Annotated in this window: 17 protein-coding genes, 1 pseudogene and 1 riboswitch; all 18 genes and pseudogenes read right to left on the reverse strand. The window is 42.6% G+C overall.

Going from position 1 to position 17,019, the window contains the following annotated elements; genetic code table 11:
* Positions 1-115 precede the first annotated feature (115 nt).
* Positions 116-250 (reverse strand): annotated as a pseudogene (locus H4683_RS17330) (DUF72 domain-containing protein); the annotation flags it as partial.
* Between the two features lie 328 nt (positions 251-578).
* Entirely contained in the window at positions 579-1,157 is a 579-nt protein-coding gene (locus H4683_RS17335) for a Fic/DOC family protein (RefSeq protein WP_192600090.1), read from the reverse strand.
* Positions 1,154-1,318: a Zn-dependent hydrolase gene (locus H4683_RS17340; RefSeq protein WP_192600091.1), complete on the reverse strand. Its 165-nt coding sequence runs from the start codon at positions 1,316-1,318 to the stop codon at positions 1,154-1,156. Before H4683_RS17340 ends, H4683_RS17335 begins: the two co-directional genes overlap by 4 nt.
* A gap of 165 nt (positions 1,319-1,483) precedes the next feature.
* Positions 1,484-2,881, reverse strand: a complete 1,398-nt coding sequence (gene sufB, locus H4683_RS17345) for a Fe-S cluster assembly protein SufB (RefSeq protein WP_192600092.1) — start codon at positions 2,879-2,881, stop codon at positions 1,484-1,486.
* Between the two features lie 15 nt (positions 2,882-2,896).
* Complete coding sequence (gene sufU, locus H4683_RS17350) at positions 2,897-3,340, reverse strand: Fe-S cluster assembly sulfur transfer protein SufU (RefSeq protein WP_192600093.1); 444 nt, start codon at positions 3,338-3,340, stop codon at positions 2,897-2,899.
* Positions 3,330-4,559 (reverse strand): cysteine desulfurase, encoded by a 1,230-nt coding sequence (locus H4683_RS17355; protein ID WP_192600094.1) that lies wholly within the window; start codon positions 4,557-4,559, stop codon positions 3,330-3,332. Before H4683_RS17355 ends, sufU begins: the two co-directional genes overlap by 11 nt.
* Positions 4,559-5,866 (reverse strand): Fe-S cluster assembly protein SufD, encoded by a 1,308-nt coding sequence (gene sufD / locus H4683_RS17360; protein WP_192600095.1) that lies wholly within the window; start codon positions 5,864-5,866, stop codon positions 4,559-4,561. The genes H4683_RS17355 and sufD overlap by 1 nt, the downstream gene beginning before the upstream one ends.
* Before the next feature lie 19 nt (positions 5,867-5,885).
* On the reverse strand, positions 5,886-6,665 hold the full coding sequence (sufC, locus tag H4683_RS17365) for a Fe-S cluster assembly ATPase SufC (protein ID WP_225942183.1): 780 nt from the start codon (positions 6,663-6,665) through the stop codon (positions 5,886-5,888).
* A gap of 246 nt (positions 6,666-6,911) precedes the next feature.
* Complete coding sequence (locus H4683_RS17370) at positions 6,912-8,117, reverse strand: dicarboxylate/amino acid:cation symporter (protein ID WP_192600096.1); 1,206 nt, start codon at positions 8,115-8,117, stop codon at positions 6,912-6,914.
* A gap of 912 nt (positions 8,118-9,029) precedes the next feature.
* Positions 9,030-9,839 (reverse strand): MetQ/NlpA family ABC transporter substrate-binding protein, encoded by an 810-nt coding sequence (locus tag H4683_RS17375; RefSeq protein ID WP_192600097.1) that lies wholly within the window; start codon positions 9,837-9,839, stop codon positions 9,030-9,032.
* A 73-nt stretch (positions 9,840-9,912) separates the two neighbouring features.
* Positions 9,913-10,581 carry an ABC transporter permease subunit gene (locus tag H4683_RS17380; protein WP_192600098.1) on the reverse strand — a complete coding sequence of 223 codons (669 nt, stop codon included), beginning with the start codon at positions 10,579-10,581 and terminating at the stop codon, positions 9,913-9,915.
* Positions 10,574-11,599 (reverse strand): methionine ABC transporter ATP-binding protein, encoded by a 1,026-nt coding sequence (locus H4683_RS17385; RefSeq protein ID WP_192600099.1) that lies wholly within the window; start codon positions 11,597-11,599, stop codon positions 10,574-10,576. The genes H4683_RS17380 and H4683_RS17385 overlap by 8 nt, the downstream gene beginning before the upstream one ends.
* Before the next feature lie 638 nt (positions 11,600-12,237).
* A riboswitch (SAM riboswitch) is annotated at positions 12,238-12,343 on the reverse strand.
* 52 nt (positions 12,344-12,395) lie between these two features.
* Positions 12,396-12,695 (reverse strand): thioredoxin family protein, encoded by a 300-nt coding sequence (locus H4683_RS17390; protein WP_192600100.1) that lies wholly within the window; start codon positions 12,693-12,695, stop codon positions 12,396-12,398.
* A 12-nt stretch (positions 12,696-12,707) separates the two neighbouring features.
* A complete protein-coding gene (locus tag H4683_RS17395; RefSeq protein ID WP_192600101.1) occupies positions 12,708-13,049 on the reverse strand; it encodes a toprim domain-containing protein in 342 nt (113 codons plus the stop codon).
* A gap of 82 nt (positions 13,050-13,131) precedes the next feature.
* The gene (gene gcvH, locus H4683_RS17400) at positions 13,132-13,515 is read right to left on the reverse strand and encodes a glycine cleavage system protein GcvH (RefSeq protein WP_192600102.1); all 384 of its coding nucleotides are present in this window, start codon (positions 13,513-13,515) and stop codon (positions 13,132-13,134) included.
* A 75-nt stretch (positions 13,516-13,590) separates the two neighbouring features.
* Entirely contained in the window at positions 13,591-13,950 is a 360-nt protein-coding gene (locus H4683_RS17405) for an arsenate reductase family protein (RefSeq protein ID WP_192600103.1), read from the reverse strand.
* Positions 13,951-14,027: 77 nt separating this feature from the next.
* On the reverse strand, positions 14,028-15,800 hold the full coding sequence (locus tag H4683_RS17410) for an acyl-CoA dehydrogenase family protein (RefSeq protein WP_192600104.1): 1,773 nt from the start codon (positions 15,798-15,800) through the stop codon (positions 14,028-14,030).
* 43 nt (positions 15,801-15,843) lie between these two features.
* Complete coding sequence (locus H4683_RS17415) at positions 15,844-17,019, reverse strand: acetyl-CoA C-acetyltransferase (RefSeq protein ID WP_192600105.1); 1,176 nt, start codon at positions 17,017-17,019, stop codon at positions 15,844-15,846.

The raw sequence follows: 17,019 nt of genomic DNA on the forward strand, positions 1-17,019 counted from the left end.
TTCAGTGGTAAACACGTTGGCAATGAGTGGTACAATTCGTGGCAATCGCTGGTACAAACTATGGCAGAAGTGGTACATTCTCTTGGCTGTAATCATTCTCCCATACCCAGGTGTACAATGCATAAAAGGTAGAATCTAATTCGACGATTGGAAAGTGGGCGCTATAATCAATCAACTTTTCTTTCGCTGATGAAGATGGATGGTACACATCCGGATGATCTCCCCAACCTGTCAATCCAATTTGAATCATACCCACTCCCCCTTTCTTATGCTATGATAGTACTATCATAGCATAAGAATCCTAACTATTTATTACTGTATTGCCTTACCAGTAACCTTCACGACACTAATCCAACCGATTTATTTCAAACAAAAAACCGACCATAAATGTCGGTTTTTCTTTATGTTTTTATCCAATAGAACCTTCCATCTCGAATTTAATGATTTTCATGTACGAAAACACTGATGAATATAAGGTTTCCGAAAAATCACTACCGATATCAAACGATTCACAGCGAAACGCAATAGGCAAAAAATAGGCACAGAATCATTGTCGAGAAAGTATAAGAAAATAACCATTAATGAGGATTCAATGTGTCTTCTAAAAGCTTTTTCAAGAGAGATTCATCTGTTACCGATTGAATCATTGCTTGCATATATATTCGTGGGTCTATATTTTGAAAATTCCAATCAAATCCGTGACTACGTGCAACTTCTCTGATCACGATACGGAGAGTTCTCCCGTTTCCTTCTCGAAACAGATGAATGATATTGAGTTCCGTTTTGTAGTATGTAAGACGTTCAGCAGCTTGTTCGATACTTTCCCATCTCTGTTCTTTTTGGAGTTGCTCTGTTAAAGCTTTTAAGTTAGATTCAATGTCCTCAGCTTGGCAAAATCGGGTGTGTCCCTTCATCAATTGAACATCCCGTATTTGTCCTGCAAAAGGATATACATCTTGAAATAAAAAGAAATGTAATTGCTTTATAGTTTTAGTTTTTAGGGGAAGTAACCATTCAAAACCGTCTACTTCAAGTTGTGAAGATCGAATAGAAAAAGCAACTGTTTCAAGTTGCTCTAATTGTTCGTGCGAAGTAGCACCAAATAAATTATGCTTTAGTAAATAATCTCCTTGATCCTCGGTATTATACTTACTCATCTTGAAATTAGCCCTTGAATCAATTCAGACGTTATTTTTTGTTTACTTTGAACCACCTCAACGACTTTATGTTGAAGTTCTAATGGGAGTGACATATTTTCTAAACGAAGATTATGCAGAATTTGTTGAAACTCTTTCGATTCTACTGATAATTTCAACATTCGAAGTCCTCCTCTTCTCTTGATTGTTAAGCTTATTATATCATATGTACCTTAGAGATAAATAAACAGATGACTTATTTTCATAGCAAAGTTGTTTTACCATTATCGATACTTCGAATGAAAATACCCCGTCACAAATATTGATGTGACGGGGTTTATTAATGTTTATCCAATAGAACCTTCCATCTCGAATTTAATGAGACGATTCATCTCTACTGCATATTCCATCGGTAATTCTTTTGTAAACGGTTCAATGAAGCCCATGACAATCATTTCAGTTGCTTCTAGTTCAGGAACACCACGGCTCATTAAATAGAAGAGTTGCTCCTCTGAAACTTTAGAAACTTTTGCTTCATGCTCAAGTGAAACGTTATTATTCAAGATTTCATTATACGGAATCGTATCAGATGTCGACAGATTATCCATGATCAACGTGTCGCACTCGATGTTGGCGCGTGCGCCGTCTGCTTTTCGTCCGAAATGAACGATACCGCGATACGTCACTTTTCCACCATGTTGAGAAATCGATTTCGATACGATTGTGGAAGACGTATTCGGAGCCAAGTGCATCATTTTCGCACCCGCGTCCTGATGTTGCCCTTTTCCAGCAAGTGCAATCGACAATGTCATTCCACGTGAGCCTTCCCCTTTAAGGATGACTGCAGGATACTTCATCGTCAATTTCGAACCGATGTTACCATCAATCCATTCCATCGTTGCATTCGCATCACATACTGCACGCTTCGTAACGAGATTATAGACGTTGTTCGCCCAGTTTTGGATTGTTGTATAGCGGCAATAAGCGTCTTTTTTGATAATGATTTCTACAACCGCACTATGAAGTGAGTTTGTCGTGTAAACAGGTGCCGTACATCCTTCGACGTAATGCACACTCGCTCCTTCATCGACAATAATCAGTGTACGTTCAAACTGACCCATGTTTTCCGAATTAATGCGGAAATAGGCTTGTAATGGTGTATCTACTTTTACGCCTGGTGGTACGTAAATGAATGATCCACCCGACCAAACAGCCGAGTTCAATGCAGAAAACTTGTTATCAGAATTCGGGATGATTGTACCAAAATACTTTTTGAATAACTCTTCATTTTCCTTAAGTGCCGAATCCGTATCCTTGAAGACAATCCCTAAGTCTGTAAGTTCTTGCTTCATATTATGATAAACAACTTCTGATTCATATTGAGCGGAAACGCCTGCAAGGTATTTTTGCTCTGCTTCTGGAATTCCGAGTTTATCAAACGTACGCTTGATTTCTTCCGGAACTTCATCCCACGACTTTTCTGTCGCTTCAGAAGGTTTTACATAATAAGTAATTTCGTCGAAATTGAGTGAGTTAAGATCTCCACCCCATTGTGGCATTGGCATTTTGTAGAACATTTCCAATGATTTTATACGGTAGTTGAACATCCATTCAGGCTCTTCTTTCATCCGTGAAATCGTTTCAACAATTTCACGCGTCAAGCCACGTTTGGAACGAAAAACAGATACGTCTTTGTCAGCAAAACCATATTTGTAATCGCCGATATCCGGCATTTTTTTAGCCATCACTATTCCTCCGTTCTATAGTTGTTCGGAGTCATTGGCGACCCCTTTTTCCATCGCTTTCCATGCAAGTGTCGCGCATTTGATGCGGGCTGGGAATTTGGCAACACCGGCTAGTGCTTCAATATCCCCAAGGTCGATGGAGTCATCATATTCTTTACTCAGCATCATATTAGATATTACAGTGGCAAGAGACTGTGCTTCTTCAACAGTACGCCCTTTAATCAACTGCGTCATCATCGATGCGGATGCCATGGAAATCGAACAGCCTTCCCCTTCGAATTTCGCATTGTGAACAATGCCATCTTCTACTTGAAGTGTTAAGTGAATAACATCTCCACATGTTGGGTTGTTCATATCGATTGTGACATTACTTTCATCGATAATACCCTTATTTCTCGGATTTTTATAATGATCCATAATAACCGAGCGATATAATTGATCTAGATTTTTAATAGACATCGTTGAAATACTCCTTTGCCATGCGGAGTCCGTCCATGAGGCTATCAACGTCCGCTTCCGTATTGTAAATATAGAAGCTAGCACGTGCCGTAGCTGATACGTCAAGCCACTTCATGAGCGGTTGTGCACAGTGGTGACCTGCTCTAACTGCGATACCGTTCATATCAAGTACAGTCGCAAGATCATGTGGATGGACGTCATTCAGGTTGAACGTGACAAGCCCCGCACGTTTTTCGGGATCGAGTGGACCGTAAATCGTCAGTCCGTCAATTTCTGACATTCTTTGCATAGCATACCCAGCAAGTTCATGTTCATGCCGCTCAATATGATCCAGACCGATTTCCTCAAGATAATCGATTGCAGCACCCAGACCAACCGCACCTGCGATAATCGGAGTGCCTCCTTCAAACTTCCACGGGAGCTCTTTCCATGTGGAATCATACAAGCCGACGAAGTCAATCATCTCGCCGCCGAACTCAATTGGCTCCATAACAGTAAGCAATTCTTTCTTCCCGTAAAGGACACCGATACCGGTCGGACCACACATCTTATGCCCAGAGAAAGCAAAAAAGTCACAGTTAAGCTTTTGCACATCTATTTTCAGATGGGGTGCAGCTTGAGCACCATCGACAACCATGACAGCTCCGTGGGCATGTGCAATTTCTGTGATTTCTTTGATTGGGTTCATTGTGCCAAGTACGTTAGAAACATACATCATAGCGACGATTTTCGTGCGGTCAGTAATGACTTCACGCACTTTATCAAGCGACAGTGTTCCATCTTCCTCAAGGTTGATGTATTTCAACACTGCCCCCTTTTCCTTCGCTAATTGCTGCCAAGGAATGATATTCGAATGGTGTTCCATATAGGTGATGACAATTTCATCGCCTTCGCCCACATTCGCTCGTCCGTAACTTTGAGCAACCATATTGAGTGCCGTAGTCGTCCCACGCATGAATATGATTTCTTCTGTAGACTTCGCGTTAATGAATTTACGCACTTTCTCGCGAGCGCCTTCATAAGCTTCTGTCGCTCGGTTTCCAAGTGTATGCACACCACGGTGGACGTTTGAATTATCCAAGTTGTAATAGTTGCTTATTGCTTCTATTACCTGCCGTGGCTTTTGAGAAGTTGCGGCACTATCGAGATAAACGAGTGGATGCCCGTTTATCTCCTGGTCAAGTATCGGAAAATGGTTGCGGATCTCTTTACTGAGCATTAGCGCACTTTCCTTTCGATGACCTCCGTCAACTGTTTCTTAACGCCCTCAATTGGTAATTTACTAACGACAGGCGCAAGGAAACCGTGGATGACGAGGCGTTCTGCTTCATGTTGTGAAATGCCGCGGCTCATTAAATAGAACAATTGCAGTGGATCTACACGACCTACAGAAGCTGCATGTCCCGCTGTAACATCATCCTCATCAATGAGAAGAATCGGGTTCGCATCCCCACGTGCTTTTTCACTCAACATAAGCACACGTGATTCTTGGACAGCATTCGATCTTGTTGCCCCTTTTGCAATTCTACCAATACCGTTGAAGATGGAAGATGCTTCATCTTTCACGACACCGTGCTTCAAAATGAAACCTTCTGTATCTTGTCCCCAATGGACGATTTCAGTCGTGAAGTTTTGGCGTTGTTTACCACGCCCCACTACAACTGTCTTCATATCACAATGTGAACCATTTCCAACAAGATGTGTAATGTTTTCAGAAATCGTATCACTATCATTCATCAAGCCGAGTGCCCAATCAAGCCGGCTATCTCGCCCAGCAATCCCGCGGCGATTTACATAAGTCGTAAATCCTTTCGCAAGTACATCTACCGCACCATAAGTGATCTGTGCGTTATCGCCTGTGAACACTTCAGAAATGATATTTGCTAAGCCGCTCGCTTCTTCCACAGTCGACAAGTAGTTTTCTACATATGTCACTGAACTATTCGCTTCAGCAACGATTAGAACGTGGTTGAAAAGGGATGCTTGCTCATTATCATGTAAAAAGAGGACTTGAAGTGGTTCCTCCACAACAACATTTTTCGGAATGTAAACGAAAACGCCGCCATTCATAAGTGCCGCATGAAGTGCAGTTAACTTATGCTCATCCACTTTCACACCATCTGTCATGAAATATTTTTTCACAAGGTCGCCATGTTCGCGTGACGCAGTGAAAATATCCGTCATGATAACACCTTGAGCTTTCAATTCATCTGCTAATGAAAGGTAGGCTGGCGTGTTGTTATGCTGTACATAAATGTTTTTTTGTTGAGCTGAGTCAACAAGTGCGCGTGCTTCTTCAGGAAGTTCATCTAATAAAGTATAAACTGCTGATTCTACCGCATGTATAGGGAAATTCGTGAAATTCCATTTGTTGATTTTGGTTTTATCAGGTTTTGGCAATGGTAACTGCTCTACTTTTAACAGTGCATCAGCACGAAAATCTGCCATCCAATTTGCTTCGTTCATCTTGGCGGAATAGGAGCGGACGTCCTGTTCGGTCAATGCCACTTTAGTTTCAACCGTCATTTTGAATCGTCCCCCTCTCTTAAGCTTCCTGCCCGACAGTCTCGTCTTCAATACCTAGTTCTTCTTTAATCCAGTCGTATCCTTGCTCTTCAAGTTTACGTGCTAATTCAGCACCACCTGATTTAACGACTTTCCCTTGCATCATTACATGTACATGGTCTGGCGTAATATAATCAAGAAGACGTTGATAGTGCGTGATAATCAAGCAGCCAAAGTCTTCCCCACGCATTTCATTGATGCCTTTTGAAACGATTTTCAATGCATCAATATCGAGACCAGAGTCAATTTCATCTAGGATTGCAAATTTAGGTTTTAACATAGTAAGCTGAAGAATTTCGTTACGCTTTTTCTCTCCGCCTGAAAAACCTTCATTCAAATAACGCGTTGCCATATCTTCGTCCATTTCAAGTATTTCCATTTTCTTGTCAAGTTCGCGGATGAATTTCATCAATGGAATTTCATCGCCTTCTTCACGTTGTGCATTAATAGCCGAACGCAAGAAATCAGCATTCGTAACACCTGTAATTTCACTTGGGTATTGCATTCCCAAGAAGATGCCGGCACGAGCACGCTCGTCCACAGCCATTTCAAGTACGTCTTCACCGTCAAGTGTAACCGTTCCTGCTGTCACTTCATATTTAGGATGCCCCATAATCGCTTGGGCGAGGGTAGATTTACCTGTACCGTTCGGACCCATGATCGCATGAATCTCATTCGTATTGATCGTCAAATTGACGCCTTTCAATATTTCCTTGCCTTCGATTTCGACATGAAGACCTTTAATGTCTAAAACTGTCATTCCAATACCTCCAATATGCTACAGATGAATGGAAATCCATTCTCAATTAGTATCATTCTAATCTTAGCTTATTAAACAGTGCCTTGCAAATCATTGAGAATCGCTTAAATTTGTCTGAACGCACTCACTCCAATACTTCTCACTACCTTTCCTATAATTTAAATTTATTTTCAATTATCTTTGGCTTATTGAGAATTAAGGCAATGTAAAAGCCGGCACACAAGGTACCGGCCTTTATTTATTCGTTTATTCTAGTTTTGGGTTACTACCCTTTTCTTCTTTTGTAAAGCTATCTACGACGATTGCAAGTGCTCCGTCGCCTGTCACGTTTGTTGCTGTGCCAAAACTATCTTGCGCCATGTATAGCGCAATCATAAGTGCAATCATTGTTTCATCGAAATCGAGCATTTTAGCAAGAAGACCCACTGCCGCTATAACCGCGCCACCGGGAACTCCTGGTGCCGCTATCATTGTAACGCCAAGCATCAGTATGAACGGTAAAAATTTGGTGAATTCAATCGGCACCCCATTCATGAGCATGACCCCAATTGAACAAGATATAAGCGTAATCGTACTTCCCGATAAGTGAATCGTCGCAAAAAGCGGAATTGTAAAACCAGACACCCTCTCAGATACACCCGCTTTACGAGCCTGCCTTAGTGTAACTGGAATCGTTGCGGCAGACGACTGCGTGCCGATTGCCGTCATATAAGCAGGAGCCATTGTCTTCATTAAAGAAAATGGATTCCGTTTGGATATAGAGCCAGCAATCGAATACTGAATCAGCAACATAATGAAATGGAGACCAATAATCATAATGAATACCATCGCAAATACGGAAAGAACTTTTGCAACCTGACCACTGTACGTCATGTTGAGGAATATTCCGAAGATATGGAACGGTAAAAGTGGAATAATAACAAATGATATCACTTTTTCAATCAATACATTAAATTCATCAAACACAGCAAGTAATGATTTACTGCCGATGGAAGCCATCCCAATTCCGAAAATAAATGCGAGTAATAACGCTGACATGACCCCCATAATCGGAGTCATTTCTAATTCGAAAAATGTTAGCGCAGGATTCCTTCCTGTATTTCCAACAATTGAATCCTTAACTCCCCCAACAAAATTCGGCAACAAGGTTGTTGCTGCAAGGTATGCAAGAATCCCTGCCGTAATTGTTGATATGTAAGCAAAAACTGTCGCAAGACCAAGAAGCTTCCCGGATCCTTTTCCGAGTTTAGCAATCCCGGGTGCGATGAACGCGATAATAATAAGGGGCACAACAAAGTTTAGAAATCCACCAAAAATCATATTGAATGTCGCAAAAAACCTAACAAATCCTTTTGCGAACCCTTCATGTATCTCCGGCACAAGTAATCCCAGTCCGACTGCCAGTGCGATAGCAATTACAATACGCCATATGAGGCCGATTTTGAACTTCATTCCATCATCCTCCTCATGATTCTTTTCTCATTTGTGAGACAACTCAACACTATCACAATGAATATACTATGTGAATGATAATTTTATTTTTCAGTGAATCTATTTCCTAACACAACTTGATTTTTTAATTGGTCGCTTGTCTGCTTAATTGGTCGCTCAGCTAGTGAAATCGGTCGCTTGTTTTCTTAATTGGTCGCTTCGCTAGCGGAATCAGTCGCTTGATTTCTTAATTGGTCGCTTCGCTAGTGGAATCAGTCGCTTGATTTCTTAATTGGTCGCTTCGCTAGTGGAATCAGTCGCTTGATTTTTTAATTGGTCGCTTCGCTAGTGGAATCAGTCGCTTGATTTTTTAATTGGTCGCTTCGCTAGTGGAATCAGTCGCTTGATTGCTTAATTGGTCGCTCAGCTAGTGAAATCGGTCGCTTGTTTTCTTAATTGGTCGCTTCGCTAGCGGAATCAGTCGCTTGATTTCTTAATTGGTCGCTTCGCTAGTGGAATCGGTCGCTTGATTTTTTAATTGGTCGCTTCGTTTGCGGAATCAGTCGCTTGATTTCTTAATTGGTCGCTTCGCTAGTGGAAACGGTCGCTTGATTTTTTAATTGGTCGCTTCGCTAGTGGAATCAGTCGCTTGATTGCTTAATTGGTCGCTTCGCTAGTGGAATCGGTCGCTTGTTTGCTTGATTGGTCGCTTCGCTAGCGGAATCAGTCACTTGCTTTTTTAATTGGTCGCTTCGCTAGCGGAATCAGTCGCTTGATTTTTTAATTGGTCGCTTCGCTAGTGGAATCAGTCACTTGATTGCTTAATTGGTCGCTTCGCTAGTGGAAACGGTCGCTTATACTACAAATTAATGGATTCTCGCAGACAAAAAAACTCCGACGATCAACTAACAATCGACGGAGCAGGCAGTATTATTATTTTACAGGAACAACCGAGCCGCCCCACTCTTCTAGGATGAAGTCTTGAATTTCTTTTGACCTCAACACTTCGACTAATGCTTTGATCGCATCGCTGTTTTCGTCGCCTTCTTTAACAGCAATGATGTTGACGTAGGGCGAGTCAGTATCTTCGATGGCGATCGAATCTTTGCGTGGATTCAAACCTGCGTCAATTGCATAGTTCGAATTGATTAATAGTGCATCGCCTTCGTCATTCTTGTAAAGCTGTGACATAAGGGCAGGGTCGTAGTTTGCATCGAATTTCAAGTTTTTTGGATTATCGACGATATCTTTCACTTCGGCTTTTACTTTATCTATTCCATCGGCTAGTTTAATAAGCCCTTTTGATTCAAGCATTGCTAAGACTCGTCCATGGTCAGCTACCGAGTTGCTGATTAGAATTACTGCTTCTTCAGGTAGTTCTTCAATCGATTTGTATTTTTTCGAATATAGACCAATTGGCTCAATATGGATAGCACCTGCATTTGCAAATTTATATCCATGATCTGCAATTTGTGCTTCAAAATACGGAATGTGCTGGAAAAAATTCGCTTCAATTTCTCCGGAGTCAAGATCCGGATTCAAAAAATTATAATCTGGGTATGACTTGATAACAAGCTCGATTCCTTTTTCCTTCAATAGTGGTTTTACTTTTTCAAGGATGATTGTGTGTGGTGTATATGAAGCACCTATGATAATTTTATCGTCGCTACCACTTTTCCCACCGCACGCCACTAATGCAAGTGCACTTACAGCCAATAAAATTCCAAATGTAAATTTCTTCATCTTATATACTCTCCTTTTCTAATAGCAAAATTTAATATTTTTTTTGGCAAACTCTGGAGTTAAAACCTTTTCATTATCTTTTATCGAATCTTTTTATCAAAACGTCCCCAATGAACTGGATAATGAAAACAATAATTAAGATGAGGATTGTTGCCATTATTGTTATGTCATTACGATTTCGTTGGAATCCCTCGAAATATGCAAGTGTGCCAAGTCCTCCTGCGCCAATTGCCCCTGCCATTGCCGTATACCCAACGAGTGCAATCGCCGTTACCGTGATACCCGAAAGTAGCGCAGGCATTGATTCAGCAAGCAGCACTTTAAAAATAATAGTCCTTGTCTTAGCTCCCATCGATTTAGCAGCTTCAATAACGCCTTTATCAATCTCTTGTAGCGCAATCAATACCATCCGAGCATAAAACGGTGCAGCACCAATAATCAATGCGGGTAAAGCTGCGTCAGGTCCCCGAATCGTACCAATTAAAAACTTCGTGAATGGGATAAGCAAAATAATTAAAATGATGAATGGAATCGACCGATAAACGTTGACAATCGCACCGATAATCACGTTGACGATTTTATTTGACCATAGTTGACGCGGTCCTGATAGGAAGAGCAGTACGCCGAGTGCAAGTCCAATAACAAAAGTAAAAAATGTCGAAACGGCCGTCATATACAACGTCTGTTGCGTCGCTTCCCACATTTTCTCCCAATCGACATGTGGGAAAAGGTTTTCAATCACTACCAATCACCTCCGTCTTAACATCTTCTTCATGAAGGTAATTGATTGCTTTGGCGATAACATCCGCATCCCCGACAAGCTGGAGAAGAAGCGTTCCGTATGCCCCACCGTGCGTGTGCGATATGTTCCCCTGTACGATATTAACATCGATATCGTATTTACGGATGAGGCTGGCAAGTACCGGTTGTTCCGTCCGTTCACCGACAAAGATGAGCTTTATCAGAGAGCCGGAAGGGTACTCTTCCTTGATATGCGCAATTGCCTGTCTCGTTTCCACCGGTTCCGTCACCTGTAAGACGAATCGTTTGGTGATTGCCTCTCGCGGAGCTTGGAATACATCTAGCACATTTCCGATTTCGACGACCTTACCCGCTTCCATAACAGCAACTCGATGACAAATCTTTCGTATGACATGCATTTCATGTGTGATCAATACGATTGTCAATCCGAGCCGTTCGTTGATGTCGGTCAAAAGATTGAGTATCGAATCCGTCGTTTCTGGATCGAGTGCAGATGTGGCTTCGTCGCAAAGGAGCACTTCTGGGTCATTTGCAAGTGCGCGGGCGATACCGACACGCTGTTTCTGACCACCCGACAATTCAGAAGGATAGGCATTTTCACGACCACTCAATCCAACAAGTTCAATCAGTTCAGCCACTTTCCGTTCACGCTCTACTTTTCGCACGCCGGCAATTTCAAGCGGAAACCCGATATTTTCTTTCACCGTGCGCGACCATAGTAAATTGAAGTGTTGGAAAATCATACTCACTTTTTGACGTGCTTCTCTCAACTCTCCGCCTCTGATGGCAGATATCTCACGACCACCGATTTTTACACTACCCGATGTCGGCATTTCGAGACCATTCAAGAGTCGTATCAAGGTACTTTTCCCAGCGCCACTGTAGCCGATGATACCGAATATTTCACCCTTGGCAATTTCAAGTGATACGCCCTCGACTGCCGATATACTTGTTGTTCCTATTCCAAATCGTTTATTGACATCCGATAAATGAATCATTTATATCACCTCTTATAGTAAATACTTGGGCATTCTGTTCATTGTCTTGAGCGGGCGCCTTTCGCTTTTCATTGTTGTCTAGCTACAGGCGCCAACCCCTCGAGTCGCTTCACCCCTGTTGATAAAGGCAAAGGAACGCCTTTTTCCTCAGGGCTTCCAGCGCTTTTCGGGGCTGAGCGGGCGGCTTTCGCTTTTCATTATTGTCTAGCTACAGCGGCCAGACGCTCAGGTCATAAGTCAGCCCAGTTATGCGGCAAAGGACGCCGCTTCACCGGTCCGTCTTATGCCGGTCGCATCTTGGCAGGCCGCTTTCGCTTTTCATTGTTGTCTAGCTACAGCGGCAGACGCTCGGGTCATAAGTCAGCCCAGTTATGCGGCAAAGGACGCCGCTTCACCGGTCCGTCTTATGCCGGTCGCATCTTGGCAGGCCGCTTTCGCTTTTCATTATTGTCTAGCTACAGGCGCCAACCCCTCGAGTCGCTTCACCCCTGTTGATAAAGGCAAAGGACGCCTTTTTCCTCAGGGCTTCCAGCGCTTTTCGGGGCTGAGCAGGCGCCTTTCGCTTTTCATTATAAAAAGCCTTCCCGCGGATAAGCAGAAAGGCTTGACGTTATCAAAAATAAGAACGTTCATCCGATCTCTCATCTTTCAAAGCATATGCTTTGTGTGACTTGGCACCATTTCACTTTCGTGACGGTTGCCGGGCTTCATAGGGCACTATCCCTCCACCTCTCTTAATAAGAGCGAGCTATTTAATTAATGTAAAATACAACCTATCATATGCACGTCCTGTCTGTCAACTTATTTTTTCAAGAAGATAGGGAACTGAGCGGAATGCATAGATTTTATCGGTAATAATTCCGTCCTTCTGAATAAGTAGGCAAGGGACGCTTTCTATCTCGTAGTTTCGCGCGATACTTTGGACATAATTCAAATCCGCCTTGCCAATCGGCAGTTCCGGCTTCATCGTATGAATAACTTCTACCATTTTAGACGCTACAGCACATGTCCCGCACATTGGTGTGTATAGATAGTACGCAGCTATGGGAGACTCTTTCAAAGTTGTTTCCCAATCTTCACGTGTCCATGTTTCCATTCAAATCATCCTTCAATGTAAAAATTCGGGACGGACTTTGAAATCCGCTCCAAGTAGTATAGTTGCAAGTACTTCATATGGAGTTGTTTCTACTTCCTTGTATACTTTTTCCGTATACAGATGGACGGCGGTAGGAAACTCCCTTTTGAATAAAGCACGAATTTTTTCTCCCGAAGCATCCGCATCCAAAAAAACGAAAAGATGCCATCCTTCATACGGCATAAGTAATTCTTCAAGTCTGTATGGGCTTACCGTACCATTCGTACAAATGATTTCGACAGACTCGGCAAGTATCCGACGAAGACGCTTCCTGTCCGAACCGCCCTCCACTATAATTAATCTTTCTTCACTCACAAGGATTTCACCTCGCAATGTCTACTATACTAGTTGATAGATTTAAAAAACGCCGGAGCTATACCGGCGTTTTTTTAAACAATTATTCTCCGACAGTCATCTTCTCGTATGCTTCCGAAGTCATGAGTGCATCGACTTCAGACTTATCAGAAGGCTCAACAACAATCATCCATGCTTTTTCATATGGCGATTCGTTAACGAATTCTGGATTGTCTTCAAGTTCTTCGTTCATTTCAATTACTTTACCGCTAATTGGTGCGTAAAGTTCAGAAACCGTTTTAACGGATTCAACGCTTCCGAAAGGCTCGTCCGCTTTAATGTCATCGCCAACTTGTGGCAGTTCAACGAAAACGATATCGCCAAGTTCAGATTGTGCAAAGTGTGTGATTCCGATGCGATAATTACCGCCTTCATCTTTTACCCATTCGTGCTCTTCAGAATAACGCAAGTCTTTTGGTGTGCTCATTCCGTACCCCTCCAAGAAATTAGTTTCATTCAATTCAATTTTGGCACATTTCATGTATAAAAACAAGGCAGGAAATCAGTTTTTCCATACGTTCTCGAAATCTTCCTCATTGAATCCAACAGTCACTTTTCCATCTCCATAGACAAGTGGTCTCTTAATCAGCATACCATCGGATGAAAGTAGACTGATCTTCTCTTCATCTGTCATTGTTAGCAGTTTATCTTTCAAGTTCATTTCCCTATATTTCGTCCCGCTGACGTTAAAAAACTTTTTTAATTCCAACCCAGACACGGCGATGATTTCACTTAGCACGTCTTCTGCCGGAGGGTTCTCTGTAATATTCACCTCTTCGAAATCTACGCCATTCATTTCAAGCCAATTCTTTGCTTTCCTGCATGTCCCACACTTCGGGTATGCGTAATATGTAAGTCCCATTTCTTCAGCACCTCCATTTTCCCCAGTATAACAAAAAAAACATCCGAATACCGCAAAGGCATCCGGATGTTCAATAATCAAACGATAAATTTCTCTGCTTCAATCAATTTCACTGAAGCTTCACGTTTTTTCATAATAATATTATACGGATTCGAACGAGTCAATTTGCGTAATGCGGACAGCATCATGCGCTGATTATCGCCGTCGACAGCTGCAAAAAGTGTTTCTTTCGCGTCTTTTTCAATCGCTTCGAATGCTTCTTGGCAGAAGATTTCTGTATAGAGAATCTTTTGTTGCGCTTTTTCTTCCCCGCTACGTGCAATCGCTTTTTCTGTACGAAGAAGCGCAGATTCCATTGCAAATACATTATTTGCGATATCCGCGATGTTTACAAGTACTTCTTGTTCAGTTTCAAGCTTTGTGCCAAAACGTTGTGCAGCAAGCCCAGCAACGAGAAGGCCTATTTTCTTAGCATTTTTCACAAGTACTTTCTCTTGTGCAAGTGCTTCATCGCCAATTTCTTCAGGCATCATCATTAGAAGCTCGTCTTGCAATGCTTGCGCTTGTTGAAGAAGTGGCAATTCACCTTTCATCGCTTTTTTCAGGAATGTTCCTGGAACGATCATGCGGTTTATTTCATTTGTTCCTTCAAAAATGCGGTTGATACGTGAATCACGATAAATGCGCTCGACTTCGTATTCTTGCATGAAGCCATATCCACCATGTAATTGAACAGCTTCGTCGACGATGTAATCCAATACTTCAGAACCAACGACTTTATTAATAGAGCATTCGATTGCGTATTCTGCGATAGCAGCGGCGATTGCTTTACCGTCTTTTTGCTCTTCAGGAGTCATTTGACTTTGACGTTCTTCAAAGTAGCCTACTGTACGGTAAATCAAGCTTTCTGTCGCATACAATTTAGATGCCATTGTCGACAACTTTTCTTTCGTCAAGTTGAATGAAGAAATGGGTGTTTTAAACTGTTGACGTTGGTTGGCATATGTAATCGCCAATTCAAGCGCACGTTTCGATCCGCCAATTGTACCCACACCCAATTTGTAACGGCCAATGTTCAAAATATTGAACGCAATGATATGACCGCGACCAATTTCACCTAATAGGTTTTCAACTGGAACTTCAGCATCTTGAAGGATAAGTGTACGAGTTGAAGAGGATTTAATACCCATCTTCTTCTCTTCTGCTCCAACAGAAACGCCTGGGAATTCTTTTTCTACGATGAAAGCTGAGAATTTATCGCCGTCAATTTTTGCATAAACAATAAATAAATCAGCAAATCCTGCGTTCGTAATCCATTGTTTTTCACCATTAAGGACATAATGTGTTCCAGCCGAATTTAGTTTAGCAGCTGTTTTTGCACCGAGAGCGTCAGAACCTGATCCTGGCTCAGTCAATGCGTATGCCGAGATTTTCTCTCCTGATACGGAGTTCGGCAAATACTTTTTCTTCTGTTCTTCATTACCGAAAAGAACAATTGGCAACGTACCGATACCGACGTGCGCGCCATGTGTAATCGAGAATCCACCTGCAACAGCCATCTTTTCAGCAATCAATGCAGATGAGATTTTATCGAGACCTAGACCATCATATTCTTCAGGTACGTCCGCACCAAGAAGTCCAAGGTCACCTGCAGATTTCAATAGTCTTACAGAGTGCTCAAATTCATGGTTTTCAAGATTTTCAACAACAGGAAGTACTTCGTTTTTCACATAGTCCTCTGTCGTTTTTGCAATCATTTTTTGTTCATCGGAAAAGTCCTCTGGTGTAAATACACGATCCAACTCGATATCTTCAACTAGGAATGCTCCACCTTTAATTAATTCAGTCATTATTTTTTCCTCCTCTTTCTCTACTAAACTTCAGGCTTTTCTTTTAAAGCATTTCAAACACACCAGCTGCACCCATGCCGCCGCCAATACACATTGTAACGACGCCGAACTGTTTACCTTGGCGTTTTAATTCATTCATCATACGGATTGTCAAAACGGAACCTGTCGCCCCAAGTGGATGCCCGAGAGCAATTGCTCCACCGTTGACGTTTACTTTGTCCATGTCAAGGCCTAAGTGTCGGATAACTTGCAGTGATTGGGAAGCGAATGCTTCGTTTAATTCCCAAAGGTCGATATCATCGATTGACAATCCCGCTAGTTTAAGAGCCTTCGGAACAGCCACGATTGGACCAATTCCCATCACTTCAGGTGGTACGCCGCCAACTGCAAACGAACGGAATTTCGCGATGGGTTTCAGACCTTGTGCCTCTGCTACTTCACGATCCATAACAAGTAACGCTCCTGCCCCGTCAGAAGTTTGTGACGAGTTCCCCGCAGTTACACTCCCTCGGACGTTAAATACTGGACGGAGTTTCGCAAGTCCTGCCATGCTCGTTCCATGACGGACACCTTCATCCATCGTGAACATGAATTTTTTCTCGCTATACTTACCGTTGTCATCCACGATACGTTTTACGACTTCGACAGGTACGATTTCATCATCGAATTTCCCTGCCGCAATTGCCGCGCCTGCTTTTTCATGTGAGCGGACTGCAAATGCATCCTGATCTTCACGGCTGACTCCGTATTTCACAGCAACCTGTTCAGCTGTATGCCCCATGCCCATATAGTACTCGGGTGCAGTTTCTGCTAAATGAGCGTTCGGCCTAATTGTATTCCCCATCATCGGCACCATGCTCATCGATTCCACTCCGCCCGCAATTATCGCTTGTGAATGCCCCAGCATAATACGCTCCGCTGCATATGCGATTGATTGGAGACCTGAAGAACAGAATCGGTTGACCGTAATTGCAGGTGTCGTATCTGGAAGTCCCGCAAGCGCTCCGATATTACGCGCTACGTTCATTCCTTGTTCCGCTTCCGGCATTGCGCAACCGATAATCAAATCATCAATTGCCCCGTCATACCCTCCAGCACGTTTCAATGTTTCTTTAATTGCCAATGCCCCTAAATCATCAGGACGAACTGATACAAGAGAGCCTCTGCCCGCTTTACCTACCGGCGTCCGAGCACCGGCTACTATGACTGCTTCACGCAT

Source organism: Sporosarcina limicola (genome assembly GCF_014873855.1).
GTDB lineage: Bacteria > Bacillota > Bacilli > Bacillales_A > Planococcaceae > Sporosarcina > Sporosarcina limicola.

Excerpts from the sequence above, each read along its gene's own strand:
- H4683_RS17335 (WP_192600090.1), bottom strand. The coding sequence starts at position 1,157 with ATGAGTAAGTATAATACCGAGGATCAAGGAGATTATTTACTAAAGCAT.
- H4683_RS17340 (WP_192600091.1), bottom strand. The coding sequence starts at position 1,318 with ATGTTGAAATTATCAGTAGAATCGAAAGAGTTTCAACAAATTCTGCAT.
- sufB (WP_192600092.1), bottom strand. The coding sequence starts at position 2,881 with ATGGCTAAAAAAATGCCGGATATCGGCGATTACAAATATGGTTTTGCT.
- sufU (WP_192600093.1), bottom strand. The coding sequence starts at position 3,340 with ATGTCTATTAAAAATCTAGATCAATTATATCGCTCGGTTATTATGGAT.
- H4683_RS17355 (WP_192600094.1), bottom strand. The coding sequence starts at position 4,559 with ATGCTCAGTAAAGAGATCCGCAACCATTTTCCGATACTTGACCAGGAG.
- sufD (WP_192600095.1), bottom strand. The coding sequence starts at position 5,866 with ATGACGGTTGAAACTAAAGTGGCATTGACCGAACAGGACGTCCGCTCC.
- sufC (WP_225942183.1), bottom strand. The coding sequence starts at position 6,665 with ATGACAGTTTTAGACATTAAAGGTCTTCATGTCGAAATCGAAGGCAAG.
- H4683_RS17370 (WP_192600096.1), bottom strand. The coding sequence starts at position 8,117 with ATGAAGTTCAAAATCGGCCTCATATGGCGTATTGTAATTGCTATCGCA.
- H4683_RS17375 (WP_192600097.1), bottom strand. The coding sequence starts at position 9,839 with ATGAAGAAATTTACATTTGGAATTTTATTGGCTGTAAGTGCACTTGCA.
- H4683_RS17385 (WP_192600099.1), bottom strand. The coding sequence starts at position 11,599 with ATGATTCATTTATCGGATGTCAATAAACGATTTGGAATAGGAACAACA.
- H4683_RS17390 (WP_192600100.1), bottom strand. The coding sequence starts at position 12,695 with ATGGAAACATGGACACGTGAAGATTGGGAAACAACTTTGAAAGAGTCT.
- gcvH (WP_192600102.1), bottom strand. The coding sequence starts at position 13,515 with ATGAGCACACCAAAAGACTTGCGTTATTCTGAAGAGCACGAATGGGTA.
- H4683_RS17405 (WP_192600103.1), bottom strand. The coding sequence starts at position 13,950 with ATGGGACTTACATATTACGCATACCCGAAGTGTGGGACATGCAGGAAA.
- H4683_RS17410 (WP_192600104.1), bottom strand. The coding sequence starts at position 15,800 with ATGACTGAATTAATTAAAGGTGGAGCATTCCTAGTTGAAGATATCGAG.
- H4683_RS17415 (WP_192600105.1), bottom strand. The coding sequence starts at position 17,019 with ATGCGTGAAGCAGTCATAGTAGCCGGTGCTCGGACGCCGGTAGGTAAA.